The sequence below is a fragment of the Streptomyces sp. NPDC057694 genome, from assembly GCF_042799415.1.
GTDB lineage: Bacteria > Actinomycetota > Actinomycetes > Streptomycetales > Streptomycetaceae > Streptomyces.
Map to the genome: position 1 here is coordinate 34,343 of NZ_JBHVIX010000014.1, position 26,046 is coordinate 60,388.

General features: G+C 70.7%; 28 protein-coding genes. 7 read left to right on the forward strand and 21 right to left on the reverse strand.

Annotated elements, in window-relative coordinates:
• Positions 1 to 201: 201 nt before the first annotated feature.
• Positions 202 to 2,799 carry an ATP-dependent chaperone ClpB gene (clpB, locus tag ACFVDP_RS26910; protein WP_383494675.1) on the reverse strand — a complete coding sequence of 866 codons (2,598 nt, stop codon included), beginning with the start codon at positions 2,797 to 2,799 and terminating at the stop codon, positions 202 to 204.
• Positions 2,800 to 2,921: 122 nt separating this feature from the next.
• Between clpB and ACFVDP_RS26915 the strand changes: the two genes are divergently transcribed.
• Entirely contained in the window at positions 2,922 to 3,368 is a 447-nt protein-coding gene (locus ACFVDP_RS26915; protein WP_383494678.1) for a pyridoxamine 5'-phosphate oxidase family protein, read from the forward strand.
• Between the two features lie 124 nt (positions 3,369 to 3,492).
• Here ACFVDP_RS26915 and ACFVDP_RS26920 read toward each other — a convergent pair whose 3' ends face one another.
• Together ACFVDP_RS26920 and ACFVDP_RS26925 are read right to left on the reverse strand one after the other, a co-directional pair.
• Entirely contained in the window at positions 3,493 to 3,852 is a 360-nt protein-coding gene (locus tag ACFVDP_RS26920) for a hypothetical protein (RefSeq protein ID WP_383494681.1), read from the reverse strand.
• Positions 3,849 to 4,334 carry a hypothetical protein gene (locus ACFVDP_RS26925; RefSeq protein WP_383494685.1) on the reverse strand — a complete coding sequence of 162 codons (486 nt, stop codon included), beginning with the start codon at positions 4,332 to 4,334 and terminating at the stop codon, positions 3,849 to 3,851. Before ACFVDP_RS26925 ends, ACFVDP_RS26920 begins: the two co-directional genes overlap by 4 nt.
• Positions 4,335 to 4,477: 143 nt before the next feature.
• Here ACFVDP_RS26925 and ACFVDP_RS26930 point away from each other — a divergent pair, with 143 nt between their 5' ends.
• Together ACFVDP_RS26930 and ACFVDP_RS26935 are read left to right on the forward strand one after the other, a co-directional pair.
• Positions 4,478 to 5,488, forward strand: coding sequence for a helix-turn-helix transcriptional regulator (locus tag ACFVDP_RS26930; RefSeq protein WP_383494688.1), 1,011 nt, complete (start codon positions 4,478 to 4,480; stop codon positions 5,486 to 5,488).
• Positions 5,485 to 6,462: a LuxR C-terminal-related transcriptional regulator gene (locus ACFVDP_RS26935; RefSeq protein ID WP_383494691.1), complete on the forward strand. Its 978-nt coding sequence runs from the start codon at positions 5,485 to 5,487 to the stop codon at positions 6,460 to 6,462. The genes ACFVDP_RS26930 and ACFVDP_RS26935 overlap by 4 nt, the downstream gene beginning before the upstream one ends.
• 24 nt (positions 6,463 to 6,486) lie before the next feature.
• Here ACFVDP_RS26935 and ACFVDP_RS26940 read toward each other — a convergent pair whose 3' ends face one another.
• Positions 6,487 to 7,605: a sugar ABC transporter substrate-binding protein gene (locus ACFVDP_RS26940; protein WP_383494694.1), complete on the reverse strand. Its 1,119-nt coding sequence runs from the start codon at positions 7,603 to 7,605 to the stop codon at positions 6,487 to 6,489.
• A gap of 206 nt (positions 7,606 to 7,811) precedes the next feature.
• Positions 7,812 to 8,195, reverse strand: coding sequence for a nuclear transport factor 2 family protein (locus ACFVDP_RS26945; protein WP_383494698.1), 384 nt, complete (start codon positions 8,193 to 8,195; stop codon positions 7,812 to 7,814).
• Positions 8,196 to 8,431: 236 nt separating this feature from the next.
• On the opposite strand from ACFVDP_RS26945, the gene ACFVDP_RS26950 reads away from it, so the two are divergent.
• Positions 8,432 to 9,541, forward strand: coding sequence for a hypothetical protein (locus ACFVDP_RS26950; protein ID WP_383494701.1), 1,110 nt, complete (start codon positions 8,432 to 8,434; stop codon positions 9,539 to 9,541).
• Positions 9,542 to 9,551: 10 nt separating this feature from the next.
• Here ACFVDP_RS26950 and ACFVDP_RS26955 read toward each other — a convergent pair whose 3' ends face one another.
• The 3 genes from ACFVDP_RS26955 to ACFVDP_RS26965 all read right to left on the reverse strand — a co-directional run bounded on the left by ACFVDP_RS26955 (position 9,552) and on the right by ACFVDP_RS26965 (position 11,739).
• On the reverse strand, positions 9,552 to 10,187 hold the full coding sequence (locus ACFVDP_RS26955) for a Uma2 family endonuclease (RefSeq protein WP_383494704.1): 636 nt from the start codon (positions 10,185 to 10,187) through the stop codon (positions 9,552 to 9,554).
• A 58-nt stretch (positions 10,188 to 10,245) separates the two neighbouring features.
• Positions 10,246 to 11,070: a helix-turn-helix domain-containing protein gene (locus ACFVDP_RS26960; RefSeq protein WP_383494707.1), complete on the reverse strand. Its 825-nt coding sequence runs from the start codon at positions 11,068 to 11,070 to the stop codon at positions 10,246 to 10,248.
• Positions 11,071 to 11,229: 159 nt separating this feature from the next.
• Positions 11,230 to 11,739, reverse strand: coding sequence for an ATP-binding protein (locus tag ACFVDP_RS26965; protein WP_383494710.1), 510 nt, complete (start codon positions 11,737 to 11,739; stop codon positions 11,230 to 11,232).
• 158 nt (positions 11,740 to 11,897) lie between these two features.
• On the opposite strand from ACFVDP_RS26965, the gene ACFVDP_RS26970 reads away from it, so the two are divergent.
• Both ACFVDP_RS26970 and ACFVDP_RS26975 read left to right on the forward strand, forming a co-directional pair.
• The gene (locus ACFVDP_RS26970) at positions 11,898 to 12,737 is read left to right on the forward strand and encodes a helix-turn-helix domain-containing protein (protein ID WP_383494712.1); all 840 of its coding nucleotides are present in this window, start codon (positions 11,898 to 11,900) and stop codon (positions 12,735 to 12,737) included.
• Entirely contained in the window at positions 12,734 to 12,922 is a 189-nt protein-coding gene (locus ACFVDP_RS26975) for a DUF397 domain-containing protein (protein WP_383494715.1), read from the forward strand. The genes ACFVDP_RS26970 and ACFVDP_RS26975 overlap by 4 nt, the downstream gene beginning before the upstream one ends.
• Positions 12,923 to 12,994: 72 nt before the next feature.
• Here ACFVDP_RS26975 and ACFVDP_RS26980 read toward each other — a convergent pair whose 3' ends face one another.
• The 4 genes from ACFVDP_RS26980 to ACFVDP_RS26995 form a co-directional block, all read right to left on the reverse strand.
• Positions 12,995 to 13,492, reverse strand: a complete 498-nt coding sequence (locus tag ACFVDP_RS26980) for a hypothetical protein (protein ID WP_383494718.1) — start codon at positions 13,490 to 13,492, stop codon at positions 12,995 to 12,997.
• A gap of 300 nt (positions 13,493 to 13,792) precedes the next feature.
• Positions 13,793 to 14,203, reverse strand: a complete 411-nt coding sequence (locus ACFVDP_RS26985; protein ID WP_383494721.1) for a VOC family protein — start codon at positions 14,201 to 14,203, stop codon at positions 13,793 to 13,795.
• A gap of 89 nt (positions 14,204 to 14,292) precedes the next feature.
• On the reverse strand, positions 14,293 to 14,811 hold the full coding sequence (locus ACFVDP_RS26990) for a GNAT family N-acetyltransferase (protein WP_383494724.1): 519 nt from the start codon (positions 14,809 to 14,811) through the stop codon (positions 14,293 to 14,295).
• Positions 14,812 to 14,843: 32 nt separating this feature from the next.
• Positions 14,844 to 15,692: a helix-turn-helix domain-containing protein gene (locus tag ACFVDP_RS26995; protein WP_383494727.1), complete on the reverse strand. Its 849-nt coding sequence runs from the start codon at positions 15,690 to 15,692 to the stop codon at positions 14,844 to 14,846.
• Positions 15,693 to 15,843: 151 nt separating this feature from the next.
• Here ACFVDP_RS26995 and ACFVDP_RS27000 point away from each other — a divergent pair, with 151 nt between their 5' ends.
• Entirely contained in the window at positions 15,844 to 16,623 is a 780-nt protein-coding gene (locus ACFVDP_RS27000) for an NAD(P)H-dependent oxidoreductase (protein WP_383494730.1), read from the forward strand.
• Positions 16,624 to 16,686: 63 nt separating this feature from the next.
• On the opposite strand, the gene ACFVDP_RS27005 is transcribed toward ACFVDP_RS27000, so the two are convergent.
• The 9 genes from ACFVDP_RS27005 to ACFVDP_RS27045 form a co-directional block, all read right to left on the reverse strand.
• Complete coding sequence (locus ACFVDP_RS27005; protein ID WP_383495169.1) at positions 16,687 to 17,133, reverse strand: heat shock protein transcriptional repressor HspR; 447 nt, start codon at positions 17,131 to 17,133, stop codon at positions 16,687 to 16,689.
• Positions 17,134 to 17,138: 5 nt separating this feature from the next.
• Positions 17,139 to 18,338: a molecular chaperone DnaJ gene (gene dnaJ, locus ACFVDP_RS27010; RefSeq protein ID WP_383494733.1), complete on the reverse strand. Its 1,200-nt coding sequence runs from the start codon at positions 18,336 to 18,338 to the stop codon at positions 17,139 to 17,141.
• A gap of 57 nt (positions 18,339 to 18,395) precedes the next feature.
• Entirely contained in the window at positions 18,396 to 19,091 is a 696-nt protein-coding gene (grpE, locus tag ACFVDP_RS27015; RefSeq protein ID WP_383494736.1) for a nucleotide exchange factor GrpE, read from the reverse strand.
• A complete protein-coding gene (dnaK, locus tag ACFVDP_RS27020) occupies positions 19,088 to 20,941 on the reverse strand; it encodes a molecular chaperone DnaK (RefSeq protein ID WP_383494739.1) in 1,854 nt (617 codons plus the stop codon). The genes grpE and dnaK overlap by 4 nt, the downstream gene beginning before the upstream one ends.
• A 160-nt stretch (positions 20,942 to 21,101) precedes the next feature.
• On the reverse strand, positions 21,102 to 22,127 hold the full coding sequence (locus tag ACFVDP_RS27025) for an LCP family protein (RefSeq protein ID WP_383494742.1): 1,026 nt from the start codon (positions 22,125 to 22,127) through the stop codon (positions 21,102 to 21,104).
• Between the two features lie 223 nt (positions 22,128 to 22,350).
• Positions 22,351 to 23,280: a glycosyltransferase gene (locus ACFVDP_RS27030; RefSeq protein WP_383494745.1), complete on the reverse strand. Its 930-nt coding sequence runs from the start codon at positions 23,278 to 23,280 to the stop codon at positions 22,351 to 22,353.
• Positions 23,277 to 23,780 (reverse strand): hypothetical protein, encoded by a 504-nt coding sequence (locus ACFVDP_RS27035; protein ID WP_383494748.1) that lies wholly within the window; start codon positions 23,778 to 23,780, stop codon positions 23,277 to 23,279. The genes ACFVDP_RS27030 and ACFVDP_RS27035 overlap by 4 nt, the downstream gene beginning before the upstream one ends.
• 52 nt (positions 23,781 to 23,832) lie before the next feature.
• Entirely contained in the window at positions 23,833 to 24,924 is a 1,092-nt protein-coding gene (locus tag ACFVDP_RS27040; RefSeq protein ID WP_383494751.1) for an MraY family glycosyltransferase, read from the reverse strand.
• Position 24,925: 1 nt separating this feature from the next.
• The gene (locus ACFVDP_RS27045) at positions 24,926 to 25,966 is read right to left on the reverse strand and encodes an NAD-dependent epimerase/dehydratase family protein (RefSeq protein WP_383494754.1); all 1,041 of its coding nucleotides are present in this window, start codon (positions 25,964 to 25,966) and stop codon (positions 24,926 to 24,928) included.
• Between the last annotated feature and the right edge of the window lie 80 nt (positions 25,967 to 26,046).

The following is a 26,046-nucleotide window of genomic DNA, read 5'->3' on the forward strand; positions in this document are numbered from 1 at the left end:
GGGGGTGTGGGGGGGGGTCTGGGGGGAGGGGGGGGGGGGGGTGGGGGGTTCTTTCGTGGGGGGGGGGGGGGGGGGGGGAGGGGGGGGGGGGGGGGGGGGGGGGGGGGGGGGGGGGGGGGGGGGGGGGACCCCCCGCGACCAGCCACGACGAGAGCCGCACCCGGCACACGACAGGAATCGGCAGACGCGATCCCGCTCCCCCTACAACGTCTTCGCAGGAGCAGGCCCCACGATCAGCCCCTCCCCGAACACATCCACCCGCACCGTGTCCCCGTCCTTGATCTCCCCGGAGAGGATCTCCTTGGCGAGACGGTCGCCGATGGCCGTCTGGACCAGGCGGCGCAGCGGCCGCGCGCCGTAGGCCGGGTCGTTGCCCTCGTCGGCGAGCCAGGTCAGCGCGGCGTCCGTGACGTCGAGCGTCAGGCGGCGCTCCGCGAGGCGCTTGGCGAGCCGGTCGAGCTGGAGGGCCGCGATGCGGCGCAGCTCGTCCTTCTCCAGGGCGGAGAAGACGACCAGGTCGTCGAGACGGTTCAGGAACTCCGGCTTGAAGGAGGCCCGGACGACCTCCAGGACCTGCTGCTTCTTCTCGTCCGCCGAGGACATCGGGTCGACCAGGAACTGGCTGCCCAGGTTCGACGTGAGGATCAGGATCGTGTTGCGGAAGTCGACCGTGCGGCCCTGCCCGTCGGTGAGCCGGCCGTCGTCGAGGACCTGGAGCAGGATGTCGAAGACCTCCGGGTGCGCCTTCTCCACCTCGTCGAGGAGCACCACGCTGTACGGGCGTCGGCGCACCGCCTCCGTGAGCTGGCCGCCCTCCTCGTAGCCGACGTAGCCGGGCGGGGCGCCGACGAGCCGCGCCACGCTGTGCTTCTCGCCGTACTCGCTCATGTCGATGCGGATCATGGCCCGCTCGTCGTCGAAGAGGAAGTCGGCGAGCGCCTTGGCCAGTTCCGTCTTGCCCACGCCCGTCGGGCCGAGGAAGAGGAACGAGCCGGTGGGACGGTCCGGGTCGGCGATGCCCGCGCGGGTGCGGCGGACGGCGTCGGACACGGCGGACACGGCCTCGGACTGGCCGATGAGGCGCTTGCCGAGCTCGTCCTCCATGCGCAGCAGCTTCTGCGTCTCGCCCTCCAGGAGGCGTCCGGCCGGGATGCCGGTCCAGGAGGCGACGACGTCCGCGATGTCGTCGGAGCCGACCTCCTCCTTCACCATGGTGTCCCGGGCGACCTCCTCCTCGGCCTCGGAAGCCTCCTCCAAGTCCCTTTCCAGGGTGGGGATCTCGCCGTAGAGCAGCTTGGACGCCGTGTCGAAGTCGCCGTCGCGCTGGGCCCGCTCGGCCTGCCCGCGCAGCTCGTCGAGCTTCTCCTTCAGCTCACCGACGCGGTTGAGGGACTGCTTCTCCTTCTCCCAGCGGGCGGTGAGACCGCGCAGCTCCTCCTCCTTGTCGGCGAGGTCGCGGCGCAGCTTCTCCAGACGCTGCCGGCTGGCCGGATCGGTCTCCTTGCCGATCGCCAGCTCCTCCATCTTCAGCCGGTCGACGGCGCGCTGGAGCTCGTCGATCTCGACCGGGGACGAGTCGATCTCCATGCGGAGCCGGGAGGCCGCCTCGTCGACGAGGTCGATGGCCTTGTCGGGCAGGAAGCGGGAGGTGATGTAGCGGTCGGAGAGGGTGGCCGCGGCGACGAGGGCCGAGTCGGCGATCTGGACCTTGTGGTGCGCCTCGTAGCGGCCCTTGAGTCCGCGCAGGATCGCGATGGAGTCCTCGACGGACGGCTCGGCGACCAGCACCTGCTGGAAGCGGCGCTCCAGCGCCGGGTCCTTCTCGATGCGCTCGCGGTACTCGTCGAGCGTCGTGGCGCCGACCATGCGCAGCTCACCGCGGGCGAGCATCGGCTTCAGCATGTTGCCCGCGTCCATGGCGGAGTCGCCGCCGGCGCCCGCGCCCACGACGGTGTGCAGCTCGTCGATGAACGTGATGATCTGGCCGTCGCTCTCCTTGATCTCGGAGAGGACGGTCTTCAGGCGCTCCTCGAACTCACCGCGGTACTTGGCGCCCGCGACCATCGCGCCCAGGTCGAGCGAGACGAGCCGCTTGTCCTTCAGGGACTCGGGGACGTCGCCCTTCACGATGCGCTGGGCGAGGCCCTCGACGACGGCGGTCTTGCCGACGCCGGGCTCACCGATGAGCACCGGGTTGTTCTTGGTGCGGCGGGACAGCACCTGGACGACCCGGCGGATCTCCTGGTCGCGCCCGATGACGGGGTCGAGCTTGCCCTCGCGGGCGGCGGCCGTGAAGTCCGTACCGAACTTCTCCAGCGCCTTGTAGGACCCCTCGGGGTCGGGTGTCGTCACCCGGCGCCCTCCCCTGTTCTTCGCGAACGCCTCGGCCAGCTTCTTCGCACTGGCCCCATTCTCGGTCAGCACCTCACCGGCGGCGCCGCCCTTGGCCGCGGTGGCGATAAGCAGATGCTCCGTGGAGAGGAACTCGTCGCCCAATTCCTTTGCTCGCTCGTTCGCATCCGCGATGACCGCGAGCAGATCGCGGCTCGGCTGCGGCGGCGAGACCGTCGAACCGGTCACGCTGGGCAGCGCCGCCAGTACACGCTCGGCACCCGCCCTGACCTGCGCCTGGTCGGCGTCGACGGCGGCCAGCAGATCGACGATGTTCTCGTTGTCCTGCCCCTCCAGCAAAGCGAGCAGCAGATGGGCCGGGGTCAGATCCGGGTGCCCCCCGGACACGGCCCGGCTGCTTGCCGCGTTGATCGCGTCGCGGCTCCGGTTCGTCAGCTCGGCGTCCACGTGCCTTTTCTCCTCCACGTCCTTGGTACTACGGCTTCTGCGGGTACTAACTCTGACTTCACCAACGTAGACAAAGTTGAGTCTATTCCACTCAACCTTGTGGCGGGAGATAGGTTCCCGGCATGGCCAAGCGGATCGACCTCGACAACCCTCCCGACGCCTTCCTCAGCTTCTGGCGGGAACGGCATCTGTGCACCCTGACGACCCTGCGCCGCGACGGCACACCGCACGTCGTGCCCGTCGGCGTGACCTACGACGCCGAGGCGCGGGTGGCCCGGGTGATCACCGGCAAGGGGACCCGGAAGGTGGCCCACCTGCTCGACGGGCCGGGGCCCGTCGCGGTCTGCCAGGTCGACGGGCGGCGCTGGGTCACGCTGGAGGGGCGGGCCACCGTGCGCGCCGACCGGGACACCGTGGCGGACGCCGAGCGCCGCTACACGGAGCGCTACAAAGCGCCCCGGGCCAATCCGGACCGGGTGGTCATCGAGATCGCGGTGACCCGCGCGACGGGCAACGCCGTCTTCGACCCCGACCCCGACTCCGATTCCGGCGCACAGTCCGCCGGGTAACCGCGTGCGGCTCGTACGAAACGGCCGTACGCAAAACTGCAGCGGCGCCACCGTGTTTCAGGTCCACGGTGACGCCGCTGCGGGGGGAAGCACCTGCGCGATCTACAACGACGGGGGTATCGCGTCAGGCACTGCGGGGGGTGGCTGTGGTGCGGGGGGACGCCCCTCGGGGCGCCTGCGAGGCCTCGGGTCCTGCCTCGCCGACCAGCTGATGGTCCCGCTGGTCGAGATTCACGAAGATCATTCCGTACCGGACGACGGACCGCACCGGCTGTGGGGCGCCGCGCGGCCGACGCAGACACCGGAAGGCCCGGATGTCGTCGTCGTCCTCCCGCACCACGACGATCGGCTCTCCGAACAGGGTGACCATGAGGGAGTCACCGGCGTTCGGAATCGCCGTCACGAGGTCGATGGTGTGCCAACCGGAGCGGTAGGCGATCGCCATCTCGCGGCGCAGGGTTCTGTCGTCCGGTGGGGTGATCATGCAGCACCGTCCACCGGAGCGGTGCTCCAGGAAAGGTCCGGAGGCGCCACGGCCTGGAGCACCGTCGTACCCGAGTCGGCCGGGGCCGTGCTCCACGACAGGTCCGCGGGCAGCACCGTCGCGGTGCCGGCGGGGGCCGAGCTCCACGACAGGTCCGCGAGCCGCACCGCGGTGTCGGCGGGGGCCGAACTCCACGACAGGTCCGCAGGTCGTGCCGCCGTGTCGGCAGGCGCCGAACTCCACGACAGATCGGCGAACCGCACCACCGAGTCGGCGGGCGCCGAACTCCAGGAGAGGTCCGCGGGCCGCACCGCTGCCGTACCGGCCGGCGCCGAACTCCAGGAGAGATCCGGCGGCGCGATGGCCTGCGACACCGAACCACTCGTACCGGCGGGCGCCGAACTCCACGACAGATCCAGGGCGCCCGCAGCGCCGAAGGCCAGCCCGGCGGAGAAGGCACCCACCAGTATCGAGCGAAGCATTTCCTTGCGCATAGTGGGCTTCGTCCTCACTTCCATGGCTACTCTCCCCCGGCTCCACAAGACGATGGCTCATTTGGCCACGCAAACACCACAGGATCGATGCATCATGTTCCTGCACGTTCAGGACCCTGGGGGGTGAGCAAGTGATACCAAAACAGCCACATGGGACACATCCCCATGCTGCGGCCGAATTGTGTGACGAGGGACGGCGGTTGTACGCCCACGCCCTCCACTCCGGACGTATCGCGCGCACGGAAGTGGTGCCCGCGCCGTGTCTGCTGGACTTCGCCCTGCTCCACCCGGACCCGGACGACGCCAACTGGCTGCGGCCGGTGCCTCCGGCGGCGGCGCTGGCCCAGCGGCTGCACCCCATCGAGCGGGAGATACAGGAGCGCAGGAGCCTCGCCGTCGACCTCGCCAACTATTTCGAACCTTTCATGGCGATCAGCGCACAGGATCCGGCGACCACCCACGCGATCACCGTGCTCGAAGGCATCAACCGGATCAACTCCGCCATCGAACTGGCCATAGCGGAATGCTCGTCGGAGATCCTCACGGTCCAGCCGGGTGGCGGCCGCAGCGAGCACTCGCTCACCGAGGCGCTGGAGCGCGGCCAGGACGTCATAGAGCGCGGCATCACGATGCGCACCCTGTACCAGCACACCGCCCGGCACAGCCAGGGAACGCTGGTCTACGCCGAGCACATGGCGCGGGGGAACGTGGAGATCCGTACCCTCGAAGAACTCATCGAGCGGCTGATGATCTTCGACCGTACCGTGGCCTTCATCCCCACCCGGGGAGACACCGAAGTCGCCCTGGAACTGCGCCATCCCGGTCTGGTCGAGTATCTGACCACGGTCTTCGAGCAGTTGTGGGGACGCGGCGTGCCGCTGCTCGCGGAGGCGCCGTACGCGCCGCCCACCGACGGCATCACCGGAGTGCAGCGTTCGATCGCCAAGCTCCTCGTCGAAGGCCATGTCGACGAGGCGATCGCCCGCCGGCTCGGGATGAACGTGCGGACGTGCCGTGCGCACATAGCCAAGCTTGCGGCGGCCCTGGGCAGCGGCAGCCGGGCCCAGCTCGGCTATCTCATCGCCCGCTCGGGACTTCTGGAGTCAGGTACGCCGGCACCGAACAGAGAGAGTCATTCGTGACCGCGCAGGGCCACCCCCACGGCATCGGCGAACTGTGCGAGGCCGGAATGAGCCTGTACACGCACACCCTGCGCGAGGGCCGCGTCCTGCGCCAGGACACCGCCCCGACCCCGTGTCTGGAGGCGTACGGGCTGCTGCACACGGACGCCGAGGACCCGCAGTGGCTGCGTCCGGTGCCGCCCGCGATCGCGCTGCCGGGCCTGCTGAAGGCGATCGAGCAGGACATCGTCCAGCGGCGCAGCCAGGAGGCGAAGCTCGCCGAGACGTTCGCGTCGCTGATGGCGCTGGACGCGGAGCGGGCCGCGGTGCCCAACGCCCCGCTGATCGGGGTGCTGCTGGGCCTGCGGCGCATCAACGAGGCGATAGCCGACGCCACCGCCGAATCGTGCAGCGAACTGCTGACCATCCAGCCGGGCCCGGCCCGCCCCGCGTCGCTGCTCGCCACGTCGCTGCCGCACGAGCAGGACATGCTCAGCAGGGGCGGCCGCATGCGCACGCTCTACCAGCACACCTCGCGCCACTCACCGGCCGTCCTCGCCCATTACGAGGATCTGAGCGGGGACGTCCAGGTCCGCACCCTCGACGAGGTCACGGAGCGGCTGGTCATGCTCGACCGCACCGTGGCGTTCATCCCGGCGAACCCGGACCGCACGGTGGCGCTGGAGATCCGGCACCCCGCCCTGATCAGCTATCTCGCCACCACCTTCGAGCGGCTGTGGCGCCTCGCCACCCCCATGTTCCCCCTGGACCTGGGCGAGGAGCCGTCGCCGGGCAGTGTCACCACCCGGCAGCGCACCATCGCGACCCTGCTCATCGAGGGCCACACCGACGCGGTCATCGCGGAGCGCCTCGGCATGAACATCCGCACGGTGCGGGTCCACATCGCCAAGCTCGCGACGACCCTCGGCAGCGACAGCAGGGCCCAACTCGGCTATCTCATCGGCCGGTCGGGGATCCTGGACCGGGAGAAGTGACACCGCCCCCTCCGCGACGCACGTCTATTTCAGACCGGCCTCGGCACAGGCGTCCGCGTACCCGTCGGAGCAGATCTGCTTGATGGTGTAGATCTTGTCCTTGACCACCGTCTGCTTGATGTTGGTGCGCTTCAGCGCCACGACGCTGACGCTCGCCGTGTGGATCTGCTTGGTGGTGGGGCTGTCGGTGCGGCCGGTGGCCAGGGCCTCGAACTCGATGTCGCGGCCCTGGGCGATACGGACCGCCATCTCGGCCGCGGTCGCCGCCTCGTCCGGGTAGGGCTTGTAGACGCTCATGTACTGGTCGCCGGTGAGGATGCGGCGGACGGCGGCGAGTTCGGCGTCCTGGCCGGTGATGGGCGGCATCTTGGTGACGCCGGCCTCCTTCAGCGCCGCGATCACACCGGCCGCCATGCCGTCGTTCGCCGAGTAGACGCCCGCGATGTTCGAGGCGCCGAGCTTGGTGATGGCCTGCTGCATGTTGGCCTTGGCGTTCTGGGGCTTCCAGGCCACGGTGTCGTACGACGCCGCGATCGTGACCGAGTTCTCCAGCTCCTCCTGCGCGCTGCTCTTGAAGTCCTTGGCGTTCGGGTCGGTCGGCGAGCCGTTGATCATCACGACTTTCGCCTTCTTGCCCTGCGTCCCGAGGGCGGCGACGAGTTCCTTGCCCTGGGTCTGGCCGACGAGTTCGTTGTCGAAGCCGACGAACGCGTCGACCGGGCCCTCGGCGAGCCGGTCGTAGGCGATGACGTGGATGCCCGCGTCCTTCGCCTTCTTCACGGACGCGGCGATCGTGTGTGCGTCGACCGCGTCGACGATCACCGTGTCGACCTTGTCGTCGATCATCTTCTGAAGCTGCTGGTTCTGGAGATCGGCGTCCTGGTCGGCATTGGCGTATACGAACTTGCCCTGACCGTCCGTGAGTTCGGAGATCTGCTTCTTGATGATCGGCTGGTCGAACTTCTCGTAGCGCGTGGCCTCCTTCTCCGGCAGGAGCAGGCCTATCTTGACATCGTTGCCCTTGCGTACGGGCGCGGCGCTGTCGCTGCTCCCCCCGGGCAGCAGACCACCGCAGGCTGTGAGCGAGACCAGCAGGACGGATGCGGCGCCCGCTTTCGTGGCACATCGCATACGCGTGTTCATTACGGATACCTCCCTGACGTGGCCGCGACGGTGCGGCCGAGGTGGCTCGAAGCCAACTCGGCGGCCGATTCAGCGTCAAGAGGTGAACCCATACCGCAACGAAACCGCGTCCGTTACTTCCCCACATGAAGTCGGAAGTCCCCGCAAGGGGCGAATACTGGACATCCGTTCCGTGTTCACAGGATGCTCACTTTTCCGCCACGTTCTCAGGCGGGCACCCGGTCGAGGAATCCGTGCACGGCGCGGATCCGTCCGTCGTCGTCCAGCTCGACCACGTCGAACCCGGCGACGGGCGCGGCGCCGTCCTGCTCCGACACCAGTTCCCAGCCGAACCGGGCGAGCCGGTGGTGCCCGTCGACGGCCCCGAGCGGCCGGAAGAAGAACCCGGGGAACTGCTCGTGCGCGCCACCGATGACGGCGGCGATCCCGTCGTGTCCGGTGACCTCGGCGAGCGGGTCGGTGTAGCTGCCGTCCTCCGTCCAGGCCACGGCGACGGCCTTGGCCCGGTCCTCAGGGGTACGGGCGTTCCAGGCGTCGAAGTAGCGGGCGACGGCGGTGTCGTAGGTCGTGTTCGTCTGCTCGGCGGTCATGGCGTGCTCCTCCTGAAGTCACCGGTTCTCGTGGACCCGGAGCCCGAGCGGAGTGCGCCGCCCGGGTTCCGGTGACTTCAGGGTGCCGGGCGGGGCGGGGCCGGTCGATTACGTGACAGGTAAGGGCGGATGCGGTCTTCTACCGCCTCTTTACGTACACACAGGCCCAGTTGCACACTGATCGCCGCGATCACGATCACGGAGAGAGCACGAGCGAGCACACCGAAGGAAACGCCATGCGACGTTCCACCTTGCTCACCCGCCTCCTGGGCGCGGGGGCGCTCCTCGCGGCGGCGGCCGGACTGGCCCTGGCCTACGGCGGGTTCGACACGTCGGCGCCGAGGCTGGACGTCCTCGGGTGCCTCGCCGCGTCGGCGGTCCTCACCGCCGCCTGGGCCCTGGCCTGCCGGGTGGCACCCCACCTGCCCCCGCCCGCTGCCCCGGACCCCGCGCGCGAGGTGCCCGCGATACCGGCCCGCCTCCCCTCCGACGTACGGGACTTCGGCCGCGCGACCGGCACCGTACTGATCGCGTTCTCCCCCATCGTCCTGGCGCGGCTGGCCGAGCGGAACGGTCTGTTCGGCGCGGTGTTCTTCCTCCTGGTCCTGTTCATCACGCTGAAGTTCGCCTTCAGCCTGCGCAAGGACGTCTCGCCGAAGGAGGGCCGCGCCAAGTTGAAGGTGCTGATCGAGGACGCGGCGGCGGGCGAGGTGCACGCGATCCGGGCCCGGGTGGACCGCCCCCTCGTGTTCCGCTACCACGAGCGCGGCGACAAGCCCGGCAAGCTGTCCACCACGCAGCAGTACTGCCTCGCCCTGAAGGATGCCAAGGGCGAGGAGATCCCGCTGATGTTGGCAGAGCGCACCGAGACCGCCCGCGCGGGAGCGGCGCTGAGCGGTACGGAGGGCTGGCTGCTGTTCTCCCCCCGCTACAAGCTCATCGAGGGCACGCAACCGGCGGCGTTCGTCGCCGACCACGACGGCACGACGGTCCTGGGCCTGACCAACCCCGAGGAGGTCACGTACCGCACCGCGACCGCGGCCGCCCGAGAGCGGCGCCCCACCAGCCGTGACCGGGCGACCCGCAAGGTGCCGCGCACCGCGAAGTTCCGCCTCCCGGTCCACGGCCAGATCGCGGCCGGCGCCCTCCTGGCGACCCTCCTCTGCCTCCCCGTACTCCTCCTCGACACGGACGACGTCCCCGGCGTCGTCGCCTATCCGCTGTGCATCCTGGCGGGAGTGGTGCTGATGTGGGCGGTCTTGCGCGGGGTCGGCGAGACCCAGCACACGATTCTGAAGGACACCGAGTGGACGGTGCGGGAGGAGTCGGATCCGGAGATCGCGTGACGGCGGACGGTCAGGCGCGGCGCGGGCCCGTGATCTCCTCGCCGATGACGAAGCCCTTGGCAGGGCCTTCCGGCACCGTCACCTCCGTGCCGTACGGCGCGCGGTGCACCACCGCCCAGTCGGCCCGGCCGCTACGGGGATCCGACAGGACGGTGACGGTTCCCCCGTCGTCGTAATCGTCGATGAGTACGTAGACGGGGATCTCCGCGCGGGCGTACTCGCGGCGCTTGCGCACTCGGTCCCGGTCCTGGTTGTGCTTGCCGGGGGAGACGACCTCCACGACGAGCGACACCGCCTTGGCCGCGACACCGAGGCCGTCCTCGTCCGCGTACAACTCCAGGTCCTCCGGGCCGACGAAGACATCGGGAATCCAGGCCTTGAGCCGGTGGGTCACGTTCGTGTCCTGGTGCGCGGCGTAGTCGCCGCCCGACAGAAATCTGTCCAGGGCCCGTCGCACACGGTTGGCGGCCTGGGCGTGCGTCACGCGTCCGGTGGGCGACACGTCGATGGCTCCCTCGATGATTTCGGCGTGATAGCCCTCGGGGAGTTCCATGGCCGTCCAGGCCTGCCACAAGGTCTTGTCGAGCTCCGACACGTCGGCGTCTTCCGGCATGCTCTCGGGCCTCTCCTGTGCAAGCGCGGTCATCGTGGCGCACCTCCTTTCAGTGTGGGCTGGGTGTACAGGTGGCACAAGCGCGACGCGATCAGCGCGAGGCGGGTCGGCAGTCGGGACAGCAACCCGGTTCCGGGCCCCGGTAGGCGCGGTCGCAGGTGTCGCAGTTGTGGAGGGGGTGGCGAGTTGGGTCCTTTGCTGGGGGCGGCGTTCTGAACGCTGCCGTCCCGGGTGGCAGGAGGGCCGCCAAGCGGTGGGCCAGCAGGGCTGCCGGGCTGCGGACCGGGCGGTCCTCCGGGAGATCGCGGGTCAGGGCGTGGCGGACCGCGGTGGGGGTGAGGTCCCGTTCCAGCCAGGCGACGACGCCCGGGGCGAGGCGTTCGGCGTCGCGCCGGGTGAGGGTGAGGCGGGCGTCCGCGCGGTGCAGGCCGGCGAGGAGGTCGGTCGCGGCCTGGAGGGTGGCGGGGCTCGGCCGGTGTTCGGGGTGGGGGACGGTGAGCGGCTTGGCTTTGGGCTTCTGCCGGGGTTTATTCGGCGGCTGGTCCTGGGGCGCGCCCGGCCTGTTGCAGGAGACCGTGCGCGTACGGACCCGGCCGTCAGAGGTCCGGTGCCGCTCCCGGCGCAGGTAGCCGTGGGCTTCGAGTTCGCGCAGGGCGGCGGCGATCCGGGTCGTGCCCTCCGGGAAACGGGCGGCGAGCGTCCTGACATCGACGCGGGCCCCTGCCGGGAGGGACTGGATGTGGACGCCGAGGCCGATCGCGAGACCGGACAGTTCGCGGTGCTGGGCGAGGTGGTTGCCGACGACCGTGAAGTGCGACTGGTGCCGAACATTCTCGTGGACGATCCCCGCACGGGGGACATCCGCCGGGATCCGGCCCGGGGCGCGCGAGGGCGCGCTAGGGTTCTGGGTATCCATCAGGAAGGCTCTTCTTCCTCGGTGGTCAGGCCCTCGATCGGGATCGCTAGTCCCGGCCGGGGGCCGACGTACGTCTGCGGTTGTTGTGCGCTTGCTGTGTCCTGTGGCGCCGAGCGTAAGGCAGGCAACTGGGGCGATGGCCAGCCGAGTTGCCGATGTTCACCGTTGCGAGTGAACGCCTCCGGCGCGGAGGGCGGGGTGGGCTTGGTCTGGTTCCTTTCCCCTGAGTGATGTGCCTTTGGGGTTGGTGCCGGGGGTACCGGAGGACGGATTTCCGGGGGCCGGTCGTACGAGGTCCAGCTCGGCCCAGACCGTCTTGCGCGGGGAGGGCCCTTCGTCGACGCCCCAGCGGTCCGCGATCGCTTCTACGAGGATGAGCCCGCGCCCCGATTCCCCTTTTGCGGAGAGCACTTGAGGCATGCACTCGCCCCGCGCGTCGGTCACCTCGATTCTGATCGCGCCTTCGGTGACGTACAGCCCGAGGCGGAAGTCGCGGCCCGGGACGCGGGCGTGCGTGACGGCGTTCGCGGCCAGCTCCGCCACGATGTGCGCCGCCTCGTCCAGGAGGTACGCGTGTCCCCAGGAGCGCAGTTGTTCGGTGACGAGCAGGCGCGCGAGGCGGGCCGCGCGAGGCGTCGGTGACAGCAGCACCGTGAATTTCTGGTTCATGTCACTCAGCGTGGCCGCGGCTGCCTACTCTGACCCGCGACACGGCTGTTACGTACGGTGACTGTCCAGCTTTTGTCCAGGGCTGTACAGGCTGTCCAACACCGTCGGGGGGTACGGCCGTTGACGCCGGGGAGTTCGGTGTTCTGGAGGTGCGCGGGATGACTGATGGTGACGGGTGGGAGCTGGAGCCCGGTGACGAGGAGGGCGCGGCTGTACTGGGTTTGATCGGGCGGCAGTTGAGGTCCTGGCGAGAGGCCGCCGGGATCAGGGCTTCCGAACTCGCCGAGGCGATGGGCTACGGCGAGGGCATCGTCTACAAGGTCGAGAGCGGAACCCGGATCCCTCGGCCCGAGTTCCTCGACAAGGCGGACGACGTATTGGAGGCGGGCGGCCGCCTCAGGGACATGAAGGAGGACGCCACCAAGCTGCGGTATCCGAAGAAGGTGCGCGACATCGCGGAGGCCGAGGCGAGGGCCGTGGAGCTGACGGCGTACGGGAATCACAACCTGCACGGTCTGCTCCAGACCAGCGATTACGCCCAAGCGCTCTTCTCGACCTGGCGCCCGGTCCTTCCGGCGGAGCGGGTCGAGCGCGCGGTGGCCGGACGCGCGGCCCGGCAGTCCATCTTTGATCGCTGCCCCGCACCGACCCTCAGTTTCATTCAGGAGGAGGTGACGCTCCAGCGGCCCGTCGGAGGGAGGATGGTGTTGCGACGCCAGCTCGAATGTCTCCTGGAACTGGGCACGTTGCCCCACGTAGACATTCAGGTGATGCCGACGGCACGCGAAGGCCACGCCGGAATGCTCGGGAAGATGGAGGTGCTGAAGTTCAAGGACGGGACAGCGATCGGGCGCTGCGAGGACGACTTCGCCAGTCGCCCCGTATCCGACCCGAAGCAGGTCCGCGTCATCGAACTGCGGTGTGGCATCATCCGGGCCCAGGCCCTCTCACCGGAGGAGTCACTGGCCTTCATCGAGCAAGTGCTGGGAGAAACATGAACGCGTCCGAACTGGCCTGGTTCAAGAGCAGCTACAGCAGCGACAGCAGCAACCCGGACTGCGTAGAGGTCGCCCACACCCCCGGCACCACCCACATCCGCGACTCCAAGAACACCACCGGCCCGCACCTCATGGTGACCCCCGCGGCCTGGGCCGGGTTCGTCTCGTACGCCGCCGAAGGCTGAGGGCACCGGGTGGCGTGATTGCCGAAGTCGCTCTCCGGGTCAACGGCCGGGCCGTAAGCTGCTCACGTGTCCTCATGCCCGTCGCACCAGGAAGACGAATCCGACGCGGATCTTGCGCAACTGGATGTCAACTGGGTCGCGCTGGAGGAGGTATTCCGCAAACTGGGGCGGTTCTTCCGTCAGGTGCAGGACCTCGGTTCGAAGCTGAGGCGGACAGCGGAAGAGCTCGCCCGGGCCGTCCTGAAGCACTTGCTCCGCCCGAACCGACGCGCACGCAGAGGTGGGGCCGAACGTCCTCACCTCTTCTTCTTCGAAATTCTTGCGCGGCTGCTCCACCAACTGCTTCACGCCGTGCGGCTCCAACTGCCGCGGCCGCCTCCTGCGCACACGCCCTCGGCGCCGTGCGCCGTGGCTAGGCTTCACGGCACGTGCGTCCCCCGAGCACCCCAATCCCTGATCTCCCTCCACCCAGAAGCTGCCTGAACGTTCGTACCGCACGCCCCCGGGGAGGGCTGTGAGAAGTGCGAACGAGCGTTGGGCATGGGGATAGCGGAGATTCTTGATGTCCATGATCGGCCTCCTCCCACCCGGAACACCGTGGTGGGCGGTCTGTGCACTGCTGGCACTCGCGCTGCTCGTCCTCCTTGCCCGTGCCGTGATGCCGAGCAGCTCAGCGGACCGCGTGAAGTGGTGGGACAACTTCTGGAAGCGCCGCAAATAGCAGGCAGGCGGCCCGTGCTGTTGCGCACAGCGGCACGGGCTCGCACGGGTTCTCGGTCGCGGTGACCGTCAACGAGATCGCCGAGACCGCCGAAGTGACCAAGGCGAGGGCCTTCGCATCCTTCCCGGCCCAGGAGTCACCGAGACGCCCTAGCCGCGCTCGGGCCAGACCGGCCCCTGATCGCCCCAGACGACACCCTTGTTGCGGCACAGGCAGAAGGGGTGCCCGACGGGATCGGTGAAGACCTGCCAGCCGTAGCCGTTGGGACCGATGAAGTCCTGCTTCGGCGTCGCACCGAGGGCGACGACGCGGCTCCGCTCGGACTCGATGTCGTCCACTTCGAAGTCGAGGTGGAACTGCTTGGGGTGCTCGGTGTCGGGCCACTGCGGAGCGCGGTAGTCATCCACCCGGATGAAGGCCAGCTCGATCTCGCCGAACCGGATGCCCGCCCAGTCCGCCGAGCTGTCGTCCTTGACCGGGCGGCCCGTCACTTCGGAGTAGAAGGCCGCCAGCTTCATCGTGTCCGGAGAGTCGATGATGAAGTCGGTGAGTCGCAACATCCCGCGATCTTGGCACAAGCTCACCCGTCGGGAACTCGCGTTTCCACATCGTCCTCATCCGGCGGGCGATATGACCCGGAAGAAGCGGCCTAGCCCTCGTACTCCGTCAGATCGATCGCGTACAGCCGCAGCCCCTCGTCCTCGCCCGTCTCCGTCATCCCCAGCTTGTGGAGGAGCTTCATCGAGGAGGCGTCGTCGTGGGCGGCGGCCGCCACGACGCGGTCGATGCCGCGGTCCTGGAGGGCGAACTCCAGGGACGCCTGGGCCGCCTCCGAGGCGTAGCCCTGGCCCCAGAACTGGCGGGCGAGGCGCCACTGGATGCCGATGTGACCGGCGATCTTCGGCGGCGTCTCGGGGACGTACAGGCCGATGGCGCCCGCCAGTTCGCCCGAGCCGAGGAGTTCGACGGCGAAGAGGCCGAAGCCCTCGTCGTCCCACTCCTCCTCCCAGCGCTCGATGTCCTCGGCGGTGTCGTCGAGGGAGCGCGGGGCGCCGTCGCCGATGCGGGCCATCACGGCCGGGTCGGCCTGGATCTCGGCCAGCGGGCCCAGGTCGTCGTCGGGGAGCCAGCGGCGCAGGAGGAGGCGGGGGGTGCGGATCTCGGTCATGGGTCCATCCTGCGGCACGGGGGACGCGCCGGTTACTCGCGGGCCCGGGTGACCCGGGCGTCCGGCGCCGTGCCGGTGTCCGCGCCCAGGCCCGCCAGCAGGCGCAGCCCGTCCTCGGCGGGGCTGCCGGGGGCCGCGGACAGCACCAGCAGCTCCATGCCCGACGCGTCGGGCAGCGCGAAGTTCTCCTGGTGCAGTTCGAGGAGTCCGACGAGCGGATGCCGGTACGCCTTGCGGCCGTGGGTGCGGGCGCGCACGTCGGCGCGGGCCCACAGCCGCCGGAAACGCTCGCTGCCCATCGCCAGCTCGCCGACGAGCGAGGCCAGGCGGGGGTCGTCGGGATACTTCCCGGCGGCCAGGCGCAGGTGCCCGACCACGTCGAGGGTGCAGCTCTCCCAGTCCGCGTAGAGGCCGCGCTCGGTCTCCTCCAGGAAGATGTGCCGGGCGGTGTTCAGGCCGGGGACCGGACGCCCGTAGAGGAGCTGGGCGAGGCGGTTGCCGGCGAGCACGTCCATACGGTGGTCCATGATCAGCGCGGGTGCGTCGACGACCAGGTCGAGGACGCGCAGCAGCTCCGGCCGGGCCCGGCCGCCCGGCGCCTTCGCCCGGCGCCGGGGCTGCCGGGCGAGCCGGTGGAGGTGGCCGCACTCGGTCTCGTCGAGGCCGAGGACACGGGCGAGCGCGTCGAGCACCTGCTCGGAGGGCTGGGTCGCGCGGCCCTGCTCCAGGCGTACGTAGTAGTCGACGCTCACCCCGGACAGGTGCGCGACCTCCTCGCGGCGCAGCCCCTCGACACGGCGACGGCTGTCGGTGGGGATGCCCACGGCCGCCGGATCGACCCGGGAACGCCGGGTCCGCAGGAAGCTCGCAAGGTCGTCCATGCGCTCCAGTATGTTCGCGCGGGCCCCCGTGGAGGGGGCCGCGAGGGTGGCCCTGCCGATACCAGGAAGTCCCGTCCGACGGACACGGCGCCCCTGAACGGCGGGCGCGGCAGCGCGCAGGATCGAAGGCATCCGATCCGAGGGAGCCCTCATGAAGACGCTGATCGTCCACGCCCACCCCGAGCCCCGGTCGCTCAACAGCTCGCTGAAGGACCTCGCGGTCGCCACCCTGGAGGGCGCCGGTCACGAGGTACGCGTGAGTGACCTGTACGCCATGAACTGGAAGGCGGCCGTCGACGCGGAGGACTACGGCCCGCACGCCTCGCATCCGCTGAAGGTCGCCCGCGACTCGGGCCGGGCCTTCGACGCCGGGGCGCTCACCCCGGACGTCCGCGCCGAGCAGGAGAAGCTGCTGTGGGCGGACACGGTCATCCTCCAGTTCCCGCTGTGGTGGTACTCGATGCCCGCGATCCTGAAGGGCTGGGTGGACCGGGTGTTCACCTACCGCTTCGCGTACGGCGTCGGCGAGCACAGCGACACCAAGTACGGCGAGCGCTTCGGCGAAGGCACCCTCGCGGGCAAGCGGGCCCTGCTGTCGGTGACCACCGGCGGCCCGGAGTCGCACTACGGCGCGCGCGGCATCAACGGCCCCATCGACGACCTGCTGTTCCCGATCCAGCACGGCATCCTCTACTACCCGGGCATCGAGGTGCTGCCGCCGTTCGTGCTGTACGGCACCGACCGGATGACCGACGCGGAGTACCCGGACGCCGCCAAGGCCTGGGAACAGCGCCTGCTCACCCTGGAGTCGACCGAGCCGATCCCGTTCCGGAAGCAGAACTTCGGCGACTACGAGATCCCCTCGCTGCACCTGAAGGAGGGCCTGGAGCCCGCGCACCGTACGGGTTTCGGGCTGCACGTGCGCGGCTGAGCACACCCCGCAAGCGAAAGGGCCCCGGAGACCTGAAGTCTCCGGGGCCCTTCCGTGCACAAGTCAGTCCTGCGCCCGCTTCGGCCGCCACACCACCAGCGCGCTGGTGTGCTGCACCTCCTGGTACGGGACCAGGTCGCGGCGGTACGAGGCATGCACCGCCGCCTCACGTTGCTGCATGGTGGCGGCGGCTCCCTCCACGGCGGCGGAGAGCTCCGCCACGCGGGACTGAAGCGCCGCGACCTGGTTCTCCAGCTCGATGATGCGCTTGATGCCGGCCAGGTTGATGCCCTCGGTCTGCGACAACTCCTGCACCTGGCGGAGCAGTTCGATGTCGCGGGCCGAGTAGCGCCGGCCGCGCCCGGCCGTGCGGTCGGGGGAGACCAGGCCGAGGCGGTCGTACTGGCGCAGGGTCTGGGGATGCAGGCCGGACAGCTGGGCCGCCACCGAGATGACGTACACCGGTGTCTCGTCGGTCAGTTCGTACGGGTTGCGGCGGCGGCCATCCATCTGGCTCAAGCTCCCTTCGCGGCCTGGAACAGTTCTGCCCGCACATCGGCGTCCTCAGTCGCCTCGCGGTACGACTCGAGAGCCGAACGGGCGTCGTCGGACAGATCCTTGGGGACCGCGACCTCGACGGTGACCAGCAGGTCGCCGCGCGTGCCGTCCTTGCGTACCGCGCCCTTGCCGCGGGCCCGCATCGTCCGCCCGTTCGGCGTGCCCGCGGGCAGCTTCAGGGTGACGGCGGGGCCGCCGAGCGTGGGCACCTTGACCTCGCCGCCGAGCGTCGCCTCGGTGAACGTGACGGGCACGGTCACCGTGAGGTTGTCGCCCTTGCGGTCGAAGACCGGGTGCTTGTCGACGTGCACGACCACGTACAGGTCGCCCGCCGGACCGCCCCGCTCGCCGGGCGCGCCCTTGCCACGGAGGCGGATCCGCTGACCGTCGGAGACTCCGGCGGGGATGCGGACCTGCATCGTGCGCGAGGACTTGGCACGGCCCGACCCCTTGCAGACCTCGCAGGGGGTCTCCGCGATCAGACCGCGGCCCTTGCAGTCCACGCACGGGTCGGTGAGGGAGAAGCCGCCCCCGCCGCCCCGCGAGACCTGCCCGGTGCCGACGCAGGTCGGGCACACGCGCGGCGTGCCGTTCTTGTCGCCGGTGCCCGAACACGCCTTGCAGGGCGCCTGGGAGGACATCCGGAGCGGGACCGTGGCCCCGTCCACCGCCTCGGTGAAGCTGAGCGTCACCTCGGACTCGATGTCCTGGCCGCGGCGCGGCTGGGTACGGGTGCCCGTGCCCGCGCCGCCCCGGTTGAACAGGCCGCCGAAGACATCGCCGATGCCTCCGCCGAAGCCGCCCTGAGCGCCACCGGCACCACCGCCGCCGCCCTGGGCGCCGCCTCCGAAGAGGTCACCGAGGTCGAAGTTGAACGTGCCGCCGCTCCCGCCGGCCCCGCCGGGCCGGAACCCGCCGTTGCCGAACAGGGCGCGCGCCTCGTCGTACTCCTTGCGCTTCTTGGGGTCGCCGAGGACATCGTTCGCCTCGGAGATCTCCTTGAAGCGGTCCTCCGCCTTCGGGTTGCCCTTGTTGGCGTCGGGGTGGTTCTCCCGGGCGAGCTTGCGGTACGCCTTCTTGATCTCGGCGTCGGTGGCGTCCTTGGGGACGCCGAGGACCTTGTAGTAGTCCTTCTCGATGAAGTCCTTGGTGCTCATCGGCCTCGACGTCCCTCCTTACCGGGCTCGCTCACTTCGGTCGACACGTGGTCGCGGTCAGCCCTCCTCCGGGCCACCGGTCTCCTTCTCGGCGTCCTTCTCCTCGGACGCGTCGCCGGCGCTTTCGGACTTGACCGTCTGCGCGCCCGGCTGCGGCTCCGCGACCGCCACCCGCGCGGGGCGGATGGTGCGCTCGCCGATCCGGTAGCCCGGCTGCAGGATCGCCACACAGGTCGTCTCGGTGACGTCCGGTGCGTAGCTGTGCATCAGGGCCTCGTGCACGGTCGGGTCGAAGGGCTCGCCCTCCTTGCCGAACTGCTGAAGACCCATCTTGGCGGCGACCGTCTCCAGCGACTCGGCGACGGACTTGAAGCCGCCGACGAGTTCGCCGTGCTCACGGGCGCGGCCGATGTCGTCGAGCACGGGAAGCAGCTCGGACAGGAGATTCGCGACGGCGATCTCCTTGACCGTGACGCGGTCCCGCTCCACACGGCGACGGTAGTTCTGGTACTCGGCCTGGAGGCGCTGAAGGTCCGTGGTGCGTTCGCTGAGCGCGGTCCGCACCTGGTCCAGCTGCGCCGTCAAAGCCACGTCTTGGGCTCCTTGCGGACTCGAAGCTGAGTCCCCGGCCGGGGCCGCCCCCTCGCCCTTGTCGGGCGAGGCGGCGGTCTTCGGCTCGGCGTCGTCGGAGGTGGCGCCGGAGGGGACGTCAGGCTTCTCGTTCTCCTCGAAGCCCGGGGTCTCCTCCGTCACGCGGCACCGTCCTTGCGGTCCTCGTCGACGATCTCGGCGTCCACGACGTCATCGTCCTTGGACATGTTCGGACCGTCGCCCTGCGGCGCCTCGGCGCCACCGGCGGCCTGCGCGCCCTGGGCGTCGGCGTACATGGCCTGGCCGAGCTTCTGCGAGACGGCGGCGACCTTCTCGGTGGCCGTACGGATCTCGGCCGCGTCCTCGCCCTTGAGCTTCTCCTTCAGCTCGCCGACGGCTTCCTCGACCTCGGTCTTGACGTCACCGGGGACCTTGTCCGCGTTGTCCGCGAGGAACTTCTCCGTCTGGTAGACGAGCTGCTCGCCCTGGTTGCGCGACTCGGCGGCCTCGCGGCGGGCGTGGTCCTCCTCCGCGTACTTCTCGGCCTCTTCGCGCATCCGGTTGACCTCGTCCTTCGGCAGCGAGGAGCCACCGGTGACGGTCATCTTCTGCTCCTTGCCCGTGCCGAGGTCCTTCGCGGTCACGTGCATGATGCCGTTGGCGTCGATGTCGAAGGCGACCTCGATCTGCGGGACACCGCGCGGGGCCGGCGGCAGACCGGTCAGCTCGAACATTCCGAGCTTCTTGTTGTACGCCGCGATCTCGCGCTCGCCCTGGTAGACCTGGATCTGCACCGACGGCTGGTTGTCCTCGGCCGTCGTGAAGATCTCGGACCGCTTGGTCGGGATCGTGGTGTTGCGCTCGATGAGCTTGGTCATGATCCCTCCCTTGGTCTCGATGCCGAGGGACAGCGGGGTGACGTCGAGGAGCAGGACGTCCTTGACCTCGCCCTTGAGGACACCGGCCTGGAGGGCGGCGCCGATGGCGACGACCTCGTCCGGGTTCACGCCCTTGTTCGCCTCGTTGCCCGCGGTCAGTTCCTTGACCAGCTCGGCGACGGCCGGCATACGGGTCGAGCCACCGACGAGAACGACGTGGTCGATCTCGGAGAGGCTGATGCCCGCGTCCTTGATGACGTTGTGGAACGGCGTCTTGCAGCGCTCCAGCAGGTCGGACGTGAGCTGCTGGAACTGGGCGCGCGTGAGCTTCTCGTCCAGGTGCAGCGGGCCCTCGGCGGACGCCGTGATGTAGGGCAGGTTGATCGTGGTCTCGGTCGAGGACGAGAGCTCGATCTTCGCCTTCTCGGCGGCCTCGCGCAGGCGCTGGAGCGCCATCTTGTCCTTGGCGAGGTCCACACCGTGGCCGTTGTTGAACTGCTTCACCAGGTAGTCGACGACGCGCTGGTCCCAGTCGTCACCACCGAGGTGGTTGTCACCGTTGGTGGCCTTCACCTCGACGACGCCGTCGCCGATCTCCAGGAGGGACACGTCGAAGGTGCCGCCACCGAGGTCGAAGACGAGGATCGTCTGGTCGTCCTTGTCGAGGCCGTACGCCAGAGCGGCGGCCGTCGGCTCGTTGACGATACGCAGGACGTTCAGGCCCGCGATCTCGCCGGCCTCCTTCGTCGCCTGACGCTCCGAGTCGTTGAAGTACGCCGGGACGGTGATGACCGCGTCCGCGACCTTCTCGCCCAGGTAGGCCTCGGCGTCCCGCTTCAGCTTCTGCAGGATGAAGGCGCTCATCTGCTGCGGGTTGAAGGTCTTGCCATCCAGGTCGATCTTCCAGTCAGTGCCCATGTGGCGCTTGACGGAGCGGATGGTCCGGTCCACGTTCGTGACCGCCTGGCGCTTGGCGACCTCGCCGACCAGCACCTCGCCGTTCTTCGCGAAGGCGACGACGGACGGCGTGGTCCTGGCGCCCTCCGCGTTCGTGATGACGGTGGGCTCGCCGCCTTCGAGAACGCTGACGACGGAGTTAGTCGTGCCCAGGTCGATGCCGACCGCACGTGCCATTTCGGGTCCTCCAGATGCTTACTTGAGTGGATCTGACTCAAGGGTGCACGACACCCGCCTCAGAGTCAACAGACCTGAGTCGACCCCACTCAACTTTTATCCTGCGCTTATGTGCAATAAGGCAGGGAAAACGCTCTGACCAGCAAGTTCGCGGCCGGGTTCAGAGCTCGTCGTTGTCCGGGTCGTAGGCGTTGTAGAGGTGGGCGGGCAGCTTCTCGTCCTCCCGCAGCGCCTCGAAGAGCGCCTCCGACTGATCCTCGACCGGCATGTAGCGACCCCAGTAGTCCGGGTGCTCGACGCTCGGCACGGTGACGATGGCCGTGCGCGACGCGGGCACCTGGCCCGCGGCCTCGGCCAGACCGTACAGCTCGCCGAGCGAGTCGAGTCCGCGGTCGGCGGTCAGCGAGGAAGTGGCCGCGTCGAGCACCGGGTAGAGCCGGGAGGTGTGGTCGAGCAGCCCCGCCCGGCGCGACTGACCGAGCAGCACCCGCACGAACTCCTTCTGCCGCTCAATGCGTTGCAGGTCGCTGCCGTCGCCGACACCGGTCCTGCCCCGTACGAAGACCAGCGCCTGCTCACCGCTCAGGTGCTGCTTCCCCTCGTCGAGCACGACCTTGCCGCCGGGTACCCGCATCCGCTGCGGCACGTCCACGTCGACGCCGCCGAGCGCGTCCACGACCTTCTCGAACCCGGTGAAGTCCAGGACGAGGTGGTGATCGACGCGGACGCCCGTCAGGTCCTCGAAGGTACGGATCGCGCAGGCCGCGCCGCCCCGCTCGAAGGCCCAGTTGAACTGCGCGTACTCGGGCTCGCTGCGCTCCCCGTCGGGCAGCTTGCAGTCCGGGATGTCCACCATCAGATCGCGCGGCACGCTGACCAGCGCGGCCCGCTTCCGGTCGGCCGACAGGTGCAGCAGCATCGTGGTGTCCGAGCGCTGGCTGTCCTTCGTGGCCTCGATGTCGGAGCCCATGATCAGGATGTTCTGGGCGCCCTCGCGCAGGGCGGCGGGCCGCCGGTGGTGATCGGCGTGCAGGGCCTGGTCGGTGGCCTCGTCGGTGCGGATGTTGCCGTCGAGCCGGGCGTACGCCCAGGCGCCCGCGCCCGCCGCGGTGGTCAGCAGCAGGACGACGCCGAGCAGCGTGCGGCGCACCCAGCGCCGGGCCGGGAAGAGATCACGGAATGCCATGCACAAGCCCTTCCACGCCGTACGTGGCCCGAGCCGCCCGCCCCTCGACCGTGTACCGCCGCGCACCGGCCCGAAGGGCCCGTCACCCAAACATCAACTGCCTTGTACAGAAAGGGAGTTCGGAGGTGACATCACTACGGTCGTCCGGGCCGTCGGGGTCGGCGCGGACCCGGCGACCGTCCTCCAGACAGCCGAACCCGCCGGAGCCGATACGCCGGAGCCGTCAGCCGCGTCCTCGCACGACGGCCGCGTACAGCCGCTCGGTGCGCTCGACCCACGCCGCCTCCCCGTACCGCTTGGCGTGGACCGAGCGGCAGTGCTCGCGCAGGGTCGGGAAGATCCGGTCGGCGGCGGCCAGCGCGGCGGACAGCGGGGCGTCCGGGCCGGTGACGGTGCCGGTGCCGTCGGCGCGGACCGCGCGCGGCACCGCCGAGCCCTCGAAGGCGAGCACGGGCAGGCCCGCCGCCAGCGCCTCCGGGTAGATCAGCGGGACGGCGCCCGCGTGCCAGCGGCTGGGGAAGACGAGCCCCCGGTAGCCGGTCAGCGACCGGCGCAGCGCGTCCCGCCCGCCCACCCCGAGGAAGCGGACGGACGGCGGCGCCGCGGCCCGGCACTCGCGCTCCAGCGGGCCCGTGCCCACCACGTCGAGGCGGTGTCCGGCGGGCCAGCGGCGCAGCAGGTCGAGGATGCCCCGCTCCACGGCGAGCCGCCCCACGCACACCCACGCCGCCCGCTCCACCGGGCCCGCATCGGGCGTCGGCGGCACGTGGTCGGGGATCAGCGCGAGCCGCTCGGGCGGCATCCCGGCGGCGAGCCAGCCGTCCCGGCTCAGCTCGGACAGCACCACCGCCCGGTCGGCGCGGCGCAGCAGCGGGTCACGGCGCGGCGGCCGGTGCCGGTGCAGGGTCACCACCAGCGGCCCGGTCCACTCGGCGGCGCGGGCCCGGTCGGCGTCGGGGGCCAGGTGGTGGACGTGCGCGACGTCCGGCGCGAACGCCCGCAGTTCGGCCGGTGCGTCGAGCCCGGCACCGGCCCTGATCAGGCGCACCTCGTGACCGGCCCGGGTCAGGGCGGCGGCCTGGTCGAGGACGGCGTCGTTCTCGCCGCCGGGCACGGACGCCCCGGAGAAGCCGTGGACGAGCGCGACTCTCACGCGCCGGCCCGCCCGGACGCCACGAGCGCCGGTCCGGCCCCGGCCCCGGACCGCACGGGCGCCGGGCCGTCCCCGAGCCCGAACCGCGCGAGGGTGAGATCGTCCCCGGAATCCGCCCGTACGAGGGTGAGGTCGTCGCCGAACTCGCCGGCGCCCGCGACGGCCTCGGGCAGTTCGGGCCGGTGACCGACGTGCAGGAGGACCCGCTCGCCGGGTGCGACGACGTCCTCCCACATCCCGTCGAGCCGCCGGATCCAGGCGTTGTCCCGGTCCCCGAGCGCGTACGGCAGCACCTGCCAGGCGGTGTCGCGGGCGGCGGCCCTGCGCACCCCGGCCCGGTCGCCGCCGAACGGCTCGAACGACACGATCCGGCCCCGGTAACCGGCCCGCCGCAGGGCGCGGCCGAAGGCGCCGTCGGGGCGGCCCGACTCCAGCACCAGGTCGATCTCGTGGCGGTCCAGTTGGCGCACCAGGCGGCGCGTCCGGCCGAAGCTCAACATCTCTCTGCTCCCTTGCGTCCCATGGCTCCCCCGGTTCCCCTCGGTTCCCGGGTCACCCCCGCGCCAGGTCGACGGACTGCCCGGCGACCGGCGTCACGGCTGCGGATGATGCGGATACGGATGCGGGCGCGGGCACGGGCACCGCCTCCCGGCCGCCGCGTCCCCTGCCGTGCCGTGCCGCGTACACCGGCACGCGCAGCAGCAGCACCACCGCCACCGCGGCCGCCGCGGTCGGCCACCACGCCACCGCCGCACCGAGGACACCGCGGTGCAGCAGCACCCCGGTCACCGTGGCGAGGGCCGTGGCGGTGCCGAGCACGACGGCGACGCCGCGCGCGGTCAGGCCCAGTCGGCGCAGCCGGTGGGCGATGTGGTCGGTGCCGCCGCGCAGCAGGCCGCGCCCGGCGCGGCGGCGGGAGACCATCACCAGCACCGTGTCGGTGGTGGCCACCGCGGTCAGCGCGAACAGGGCGACCGGCGCCGCGGGTGCCTCGTGCCCGGCGTTCACGACCAGCGCCGCGCACGCCAGCAGGAACCCGGTGAACAGGGCGCCGCTGTCGCCGAGCACCACGCGCGCGGGATGCCAGTTCTGCATCAGGAACCCGGTGAGCGAGGCGGCGAGCAGCGCGAGGACCACGGCCAGCGCACCGGCCCCCGCCGCGCACACGCAGAGCCCGAGCGCGGTGACGACGCCGACCGTGCCCACCGCGCCGTCGCAGTTGTCGAGGAGCTGGAAGGCGTTGGTCACGAAGACGATCCACAGCACCGCCAGCGCGCCGGTGACCAGGCCGAGCTGGGTGCCGTGCACGACCAGCGTCGCCGCGCCCGCCTGCACGATCACCCGGGCCCGCGCCCCCATCGGCCGCAGATCGTGCAGCAGCCCGAGCACGGCGACGGCGCCCGCGGCGAGCAGCAGCGTGGCGGTGGCCGAGCCGAGCGGGGCGAGCCCGGTGGCGGCGCCGGCCGCCGCGACGGCGCCGGTGGCGACGGCCACGGCGACCCCGCCGACGCGCGGTGCGGGCCGGGTTCTGTTCCTGGCCGCCTTCACGGGCCTCGCCACGCGCAGGGCCAGGGTGCGCAGGGCTCCGGCGAGGACGGCGGTCAGCAGCAGCGCGGTCGCGGCGGCGGCCGCTCCGTACAGCACGTCAGGCCCGTGCCTGAGCGGCGGGCGGGAAGAGGACCGGCGCGGCGGGGCCGGGGAAGGCGCCGCCCGCGTCGAGGAGCGCCGCGTCCACGATGTCGACGAGGCCCAGGCGCGGCTCCCAGCCGGTCAGCTCGCGCAGTTTGCGGGTGTCGGGGATGCGCCGGGCCGGTTCCTCGAAGCCGCTCCCGGCGCCGCCGTACACCTCCTCGTACGGGATGAAGCGCAGCGGCGACGGGGAGCCCGCGCGTTCGACGACGATGCCCGCGAGGTCGCCGATGGTGGTCTCCTCGGTGCTGCCGACGTTGAAGACCTCGCCGCCCGCGCCGGGGTGGTCGAGCAGCCGCAGCAGTGCGTCGACGACGTCCGTGACGTGCGCGAAGCAGCGGCGCTGGGTGCCGTCGCCGTGCACGGTGAGCGGCTGCCCGGCGACGGCCTGCGCGGCGAGCCGGGGCACGACCGTGCCGTACGCGGGCGACTGGCGCGGGCCCGCCGTGGTGAAGAGGCGGGCCACGGTCACCGGCAGGCCGTACTCGCGGTGGTGGCCGAGCGCGAACAGCTCGTCGACGGCCTTCGCCGTGGGGTACGCCCAGCGGGCGACGGTGGTCGGGCCGAGCACCCGGTTCGCGGTCTCGGCGACCGGGGCCGCGCCGCTCTTGCCGTAGATCTCGCTGGTGGAGGCGAGCAGCAGCGGGCGGCCGTGGCGGTGGGCCGCCTCGACGACGTGCTCGGTGCCGCGCACGGTCGTGGTGAAGGACCGCAGGGGCTGCTCGGCGGTGCGCCGGACACCGGCCGCCGCGGCGAGGTGGGTCACGCGGTCGCAGCGTGCGGTGAGTTCGTCGACGAGGCGGGCGTCGAGGACGGAGCCGCGCACGAAGCGCAGCCGCGGGTTGGGCCAGGCGACGGCGAGGTTGGCCCGGTCCCCGGTGGACAGGTCGTCCAGGACGACGACGGTGTGGCCCTGGGCGAGCAGCGCGTCCGTCAGATGCGAGCCGATGAAGCCCGCGCCGCCGGTGACCAGATGTGTCAGAGGTGCGGTCGTCATGGGCCCCTCGGTGAGTTGCTGGTGCGGTATCGGGGTGACAACGGTGGGTCGCGCCCACCTGGAGCCCTACATAAGTTATT

Excerpts from the sequence above, each read along its gene's own strand:
- ACFVDP_RS26955 (WP_383494704.1), bottom strand. The coding sequence starts at position 10,187 with ATGACCGCGCTTGCACAGGAGAGGCCCGAGAGCATGCCGGAAGACGCC.
- ACFVDP_RS27045 (WP_383494754.1), bottom strand. The coding sequence starts at position 25,966 with ATGACGACCGCACCTCTGACACATCTGGTCACCGGCGGCGCGGGCTTC.
- ACFVDP_RS26940 (WP_383494694.1), bottom strand. The coding sequence starts at position 7,605 with ATGAACACGCGTATGCGATGTGCCACGAAAGCGGGCGCCGCATCCGTC.
- ACFVDP_RS26985 (WP_383494721.1), bottom strand. The coding sequence starts at position 14,203 with ATGTTGCGACTCACCGACTTCATCATCGACTCTCCGGACACGATGAAG.
- ACFVDP_RS26965 (WP_383494710.1), bottom strand. The coding sequence starts at position 11,739 with ATGAACCAGAAATTCACGGTGCTGCTGTCACCGACGCCTCGCGCGGCC.
- ACFVDP_RS26925 (WP_383494685.1), bottom strand. The coding sequence starts at position 4,334 with ATGCTTCGCTCGATACTGGTGGGTGCCTTCTCCGCCGGGCTGGCCTTC.
- ACFVDP_RS26970 (WP_383494712.1), top strand. The coding sequence starts at position 11,898 with ATGACTGATGGTGACGGGTGGGAGCTGGAGCCCGGTGACGAGGAGGGC.
- ACFVDP_RS26915 (WP_383494678.1), top strand. The coding sequence starts at position 2,922 with ATGGCCAAGCGGATCGACCTCGACAACCCTCCCGACGCCTTCCTCAGC.
- ACFVDP_RS27000 (WP_383494730.1), top strand. The coding sequence starts at position 15,844 with ATGAAGACGCTGATCGTCCACGCCCACCCCGAGCCCCGGTCGCTCAAC.
- ACFVDP_RS26920 (WP_383494681.1), bottom strand. The coding sequence starts at position 3,852 with ATGATCACCCCACCGGACGACAGAACCCTGCGCCGCGAGATGGCGATC.
- dnaK (WP_383494739.1), bottom strand. The coding sequence starts at position 20,941 with ATGGCACGTGCGGTCGGCATCGACCTGGGCACGACTAACTCCGTCGTC.
- ACFVDP_RS26995 (WP_383494727.1), bottom strand. The coding sequence starts at position 15,692 with ATGGACGACCTTGCGAGCTTCCTGCGGACCCGGCGTTCCCGGGTCGAT.
- ACFVDP_RS27025 (WP_383494742.1), bottom strand. The coding sequence starts at position 22,127 with ATGGCATTCCGTGATCTCTTCCCGGCCCGGCGCTGGGTGCGCCGCACG.
- ACFVDP_RS26960 (WP_383494707.1), bottom strand. The coding sequence starts at position 11,070 with ATGGATACCCAGAACCCTAGCGCGCCCTCGCGCGCCCCGGGCCGGATC.
- ACFVDP_RS26980 (WP_383494718.1), bottom strand. The coding sequence starts at position 13,492 with ATGGACATCAAGAATCTCCGCTATCCCCATGCCCAACGCTCGTTCGCA.
- ACFVDP_RS26990 (WP_383494724.1), bottom strand. The coding sequence starts at position 14,811 with ATGACCGAGATCCGCACCCCCCGCCTCCTCCTGCGCCGCTGGCTCCCC.
- ACFVDP_RS26950 (WP_383494701.1), top strand. The coding sequence starts at position 8,432 with ATGCGACGTTCCACCTTGCTCACCCGCCTCCTGGGCGCGGGGGCGCTC.
- ACFVDP_RS26945 (WP_383494698.1), bottom strand. The coding sequence starts at position 8,195 with ATGACCGCCGAGCAGACGAACACGACCTACGACACCGCCGTCGCCCGC.
- ACFVDP_RS27035 (WP_383494748.1), bottom strand. The coding sequence starts at position 23,780 with ATGTTGAGCTTCGGCCGGACGCGCCGCCTGGTGCGCCAACTGGACCGC.
- ACFVDP_RS27005 (WP_383495169.1), bottom strand. The coding sequence starts at position 17,133 with ATGGATGGCCGCCGCCGCAACCCGTACGAACTGACCGACGAGACACCG.
- dnaJ (WP_383494733.1), bottom strand. The coding sequence starts at position 18,338 with ATGAGCACCAAGGACTTCATCGAGAAGGACTACTACAAGGTCCTCGGC.
- ACFVDP_RS26975 (WP_383494715.1), top strand. The coding sequence starts at position 12,734 with ATGAACGCGTCCGAACTGGCCTGGTTCAAGAGCAGCTACAGCAGCGAC.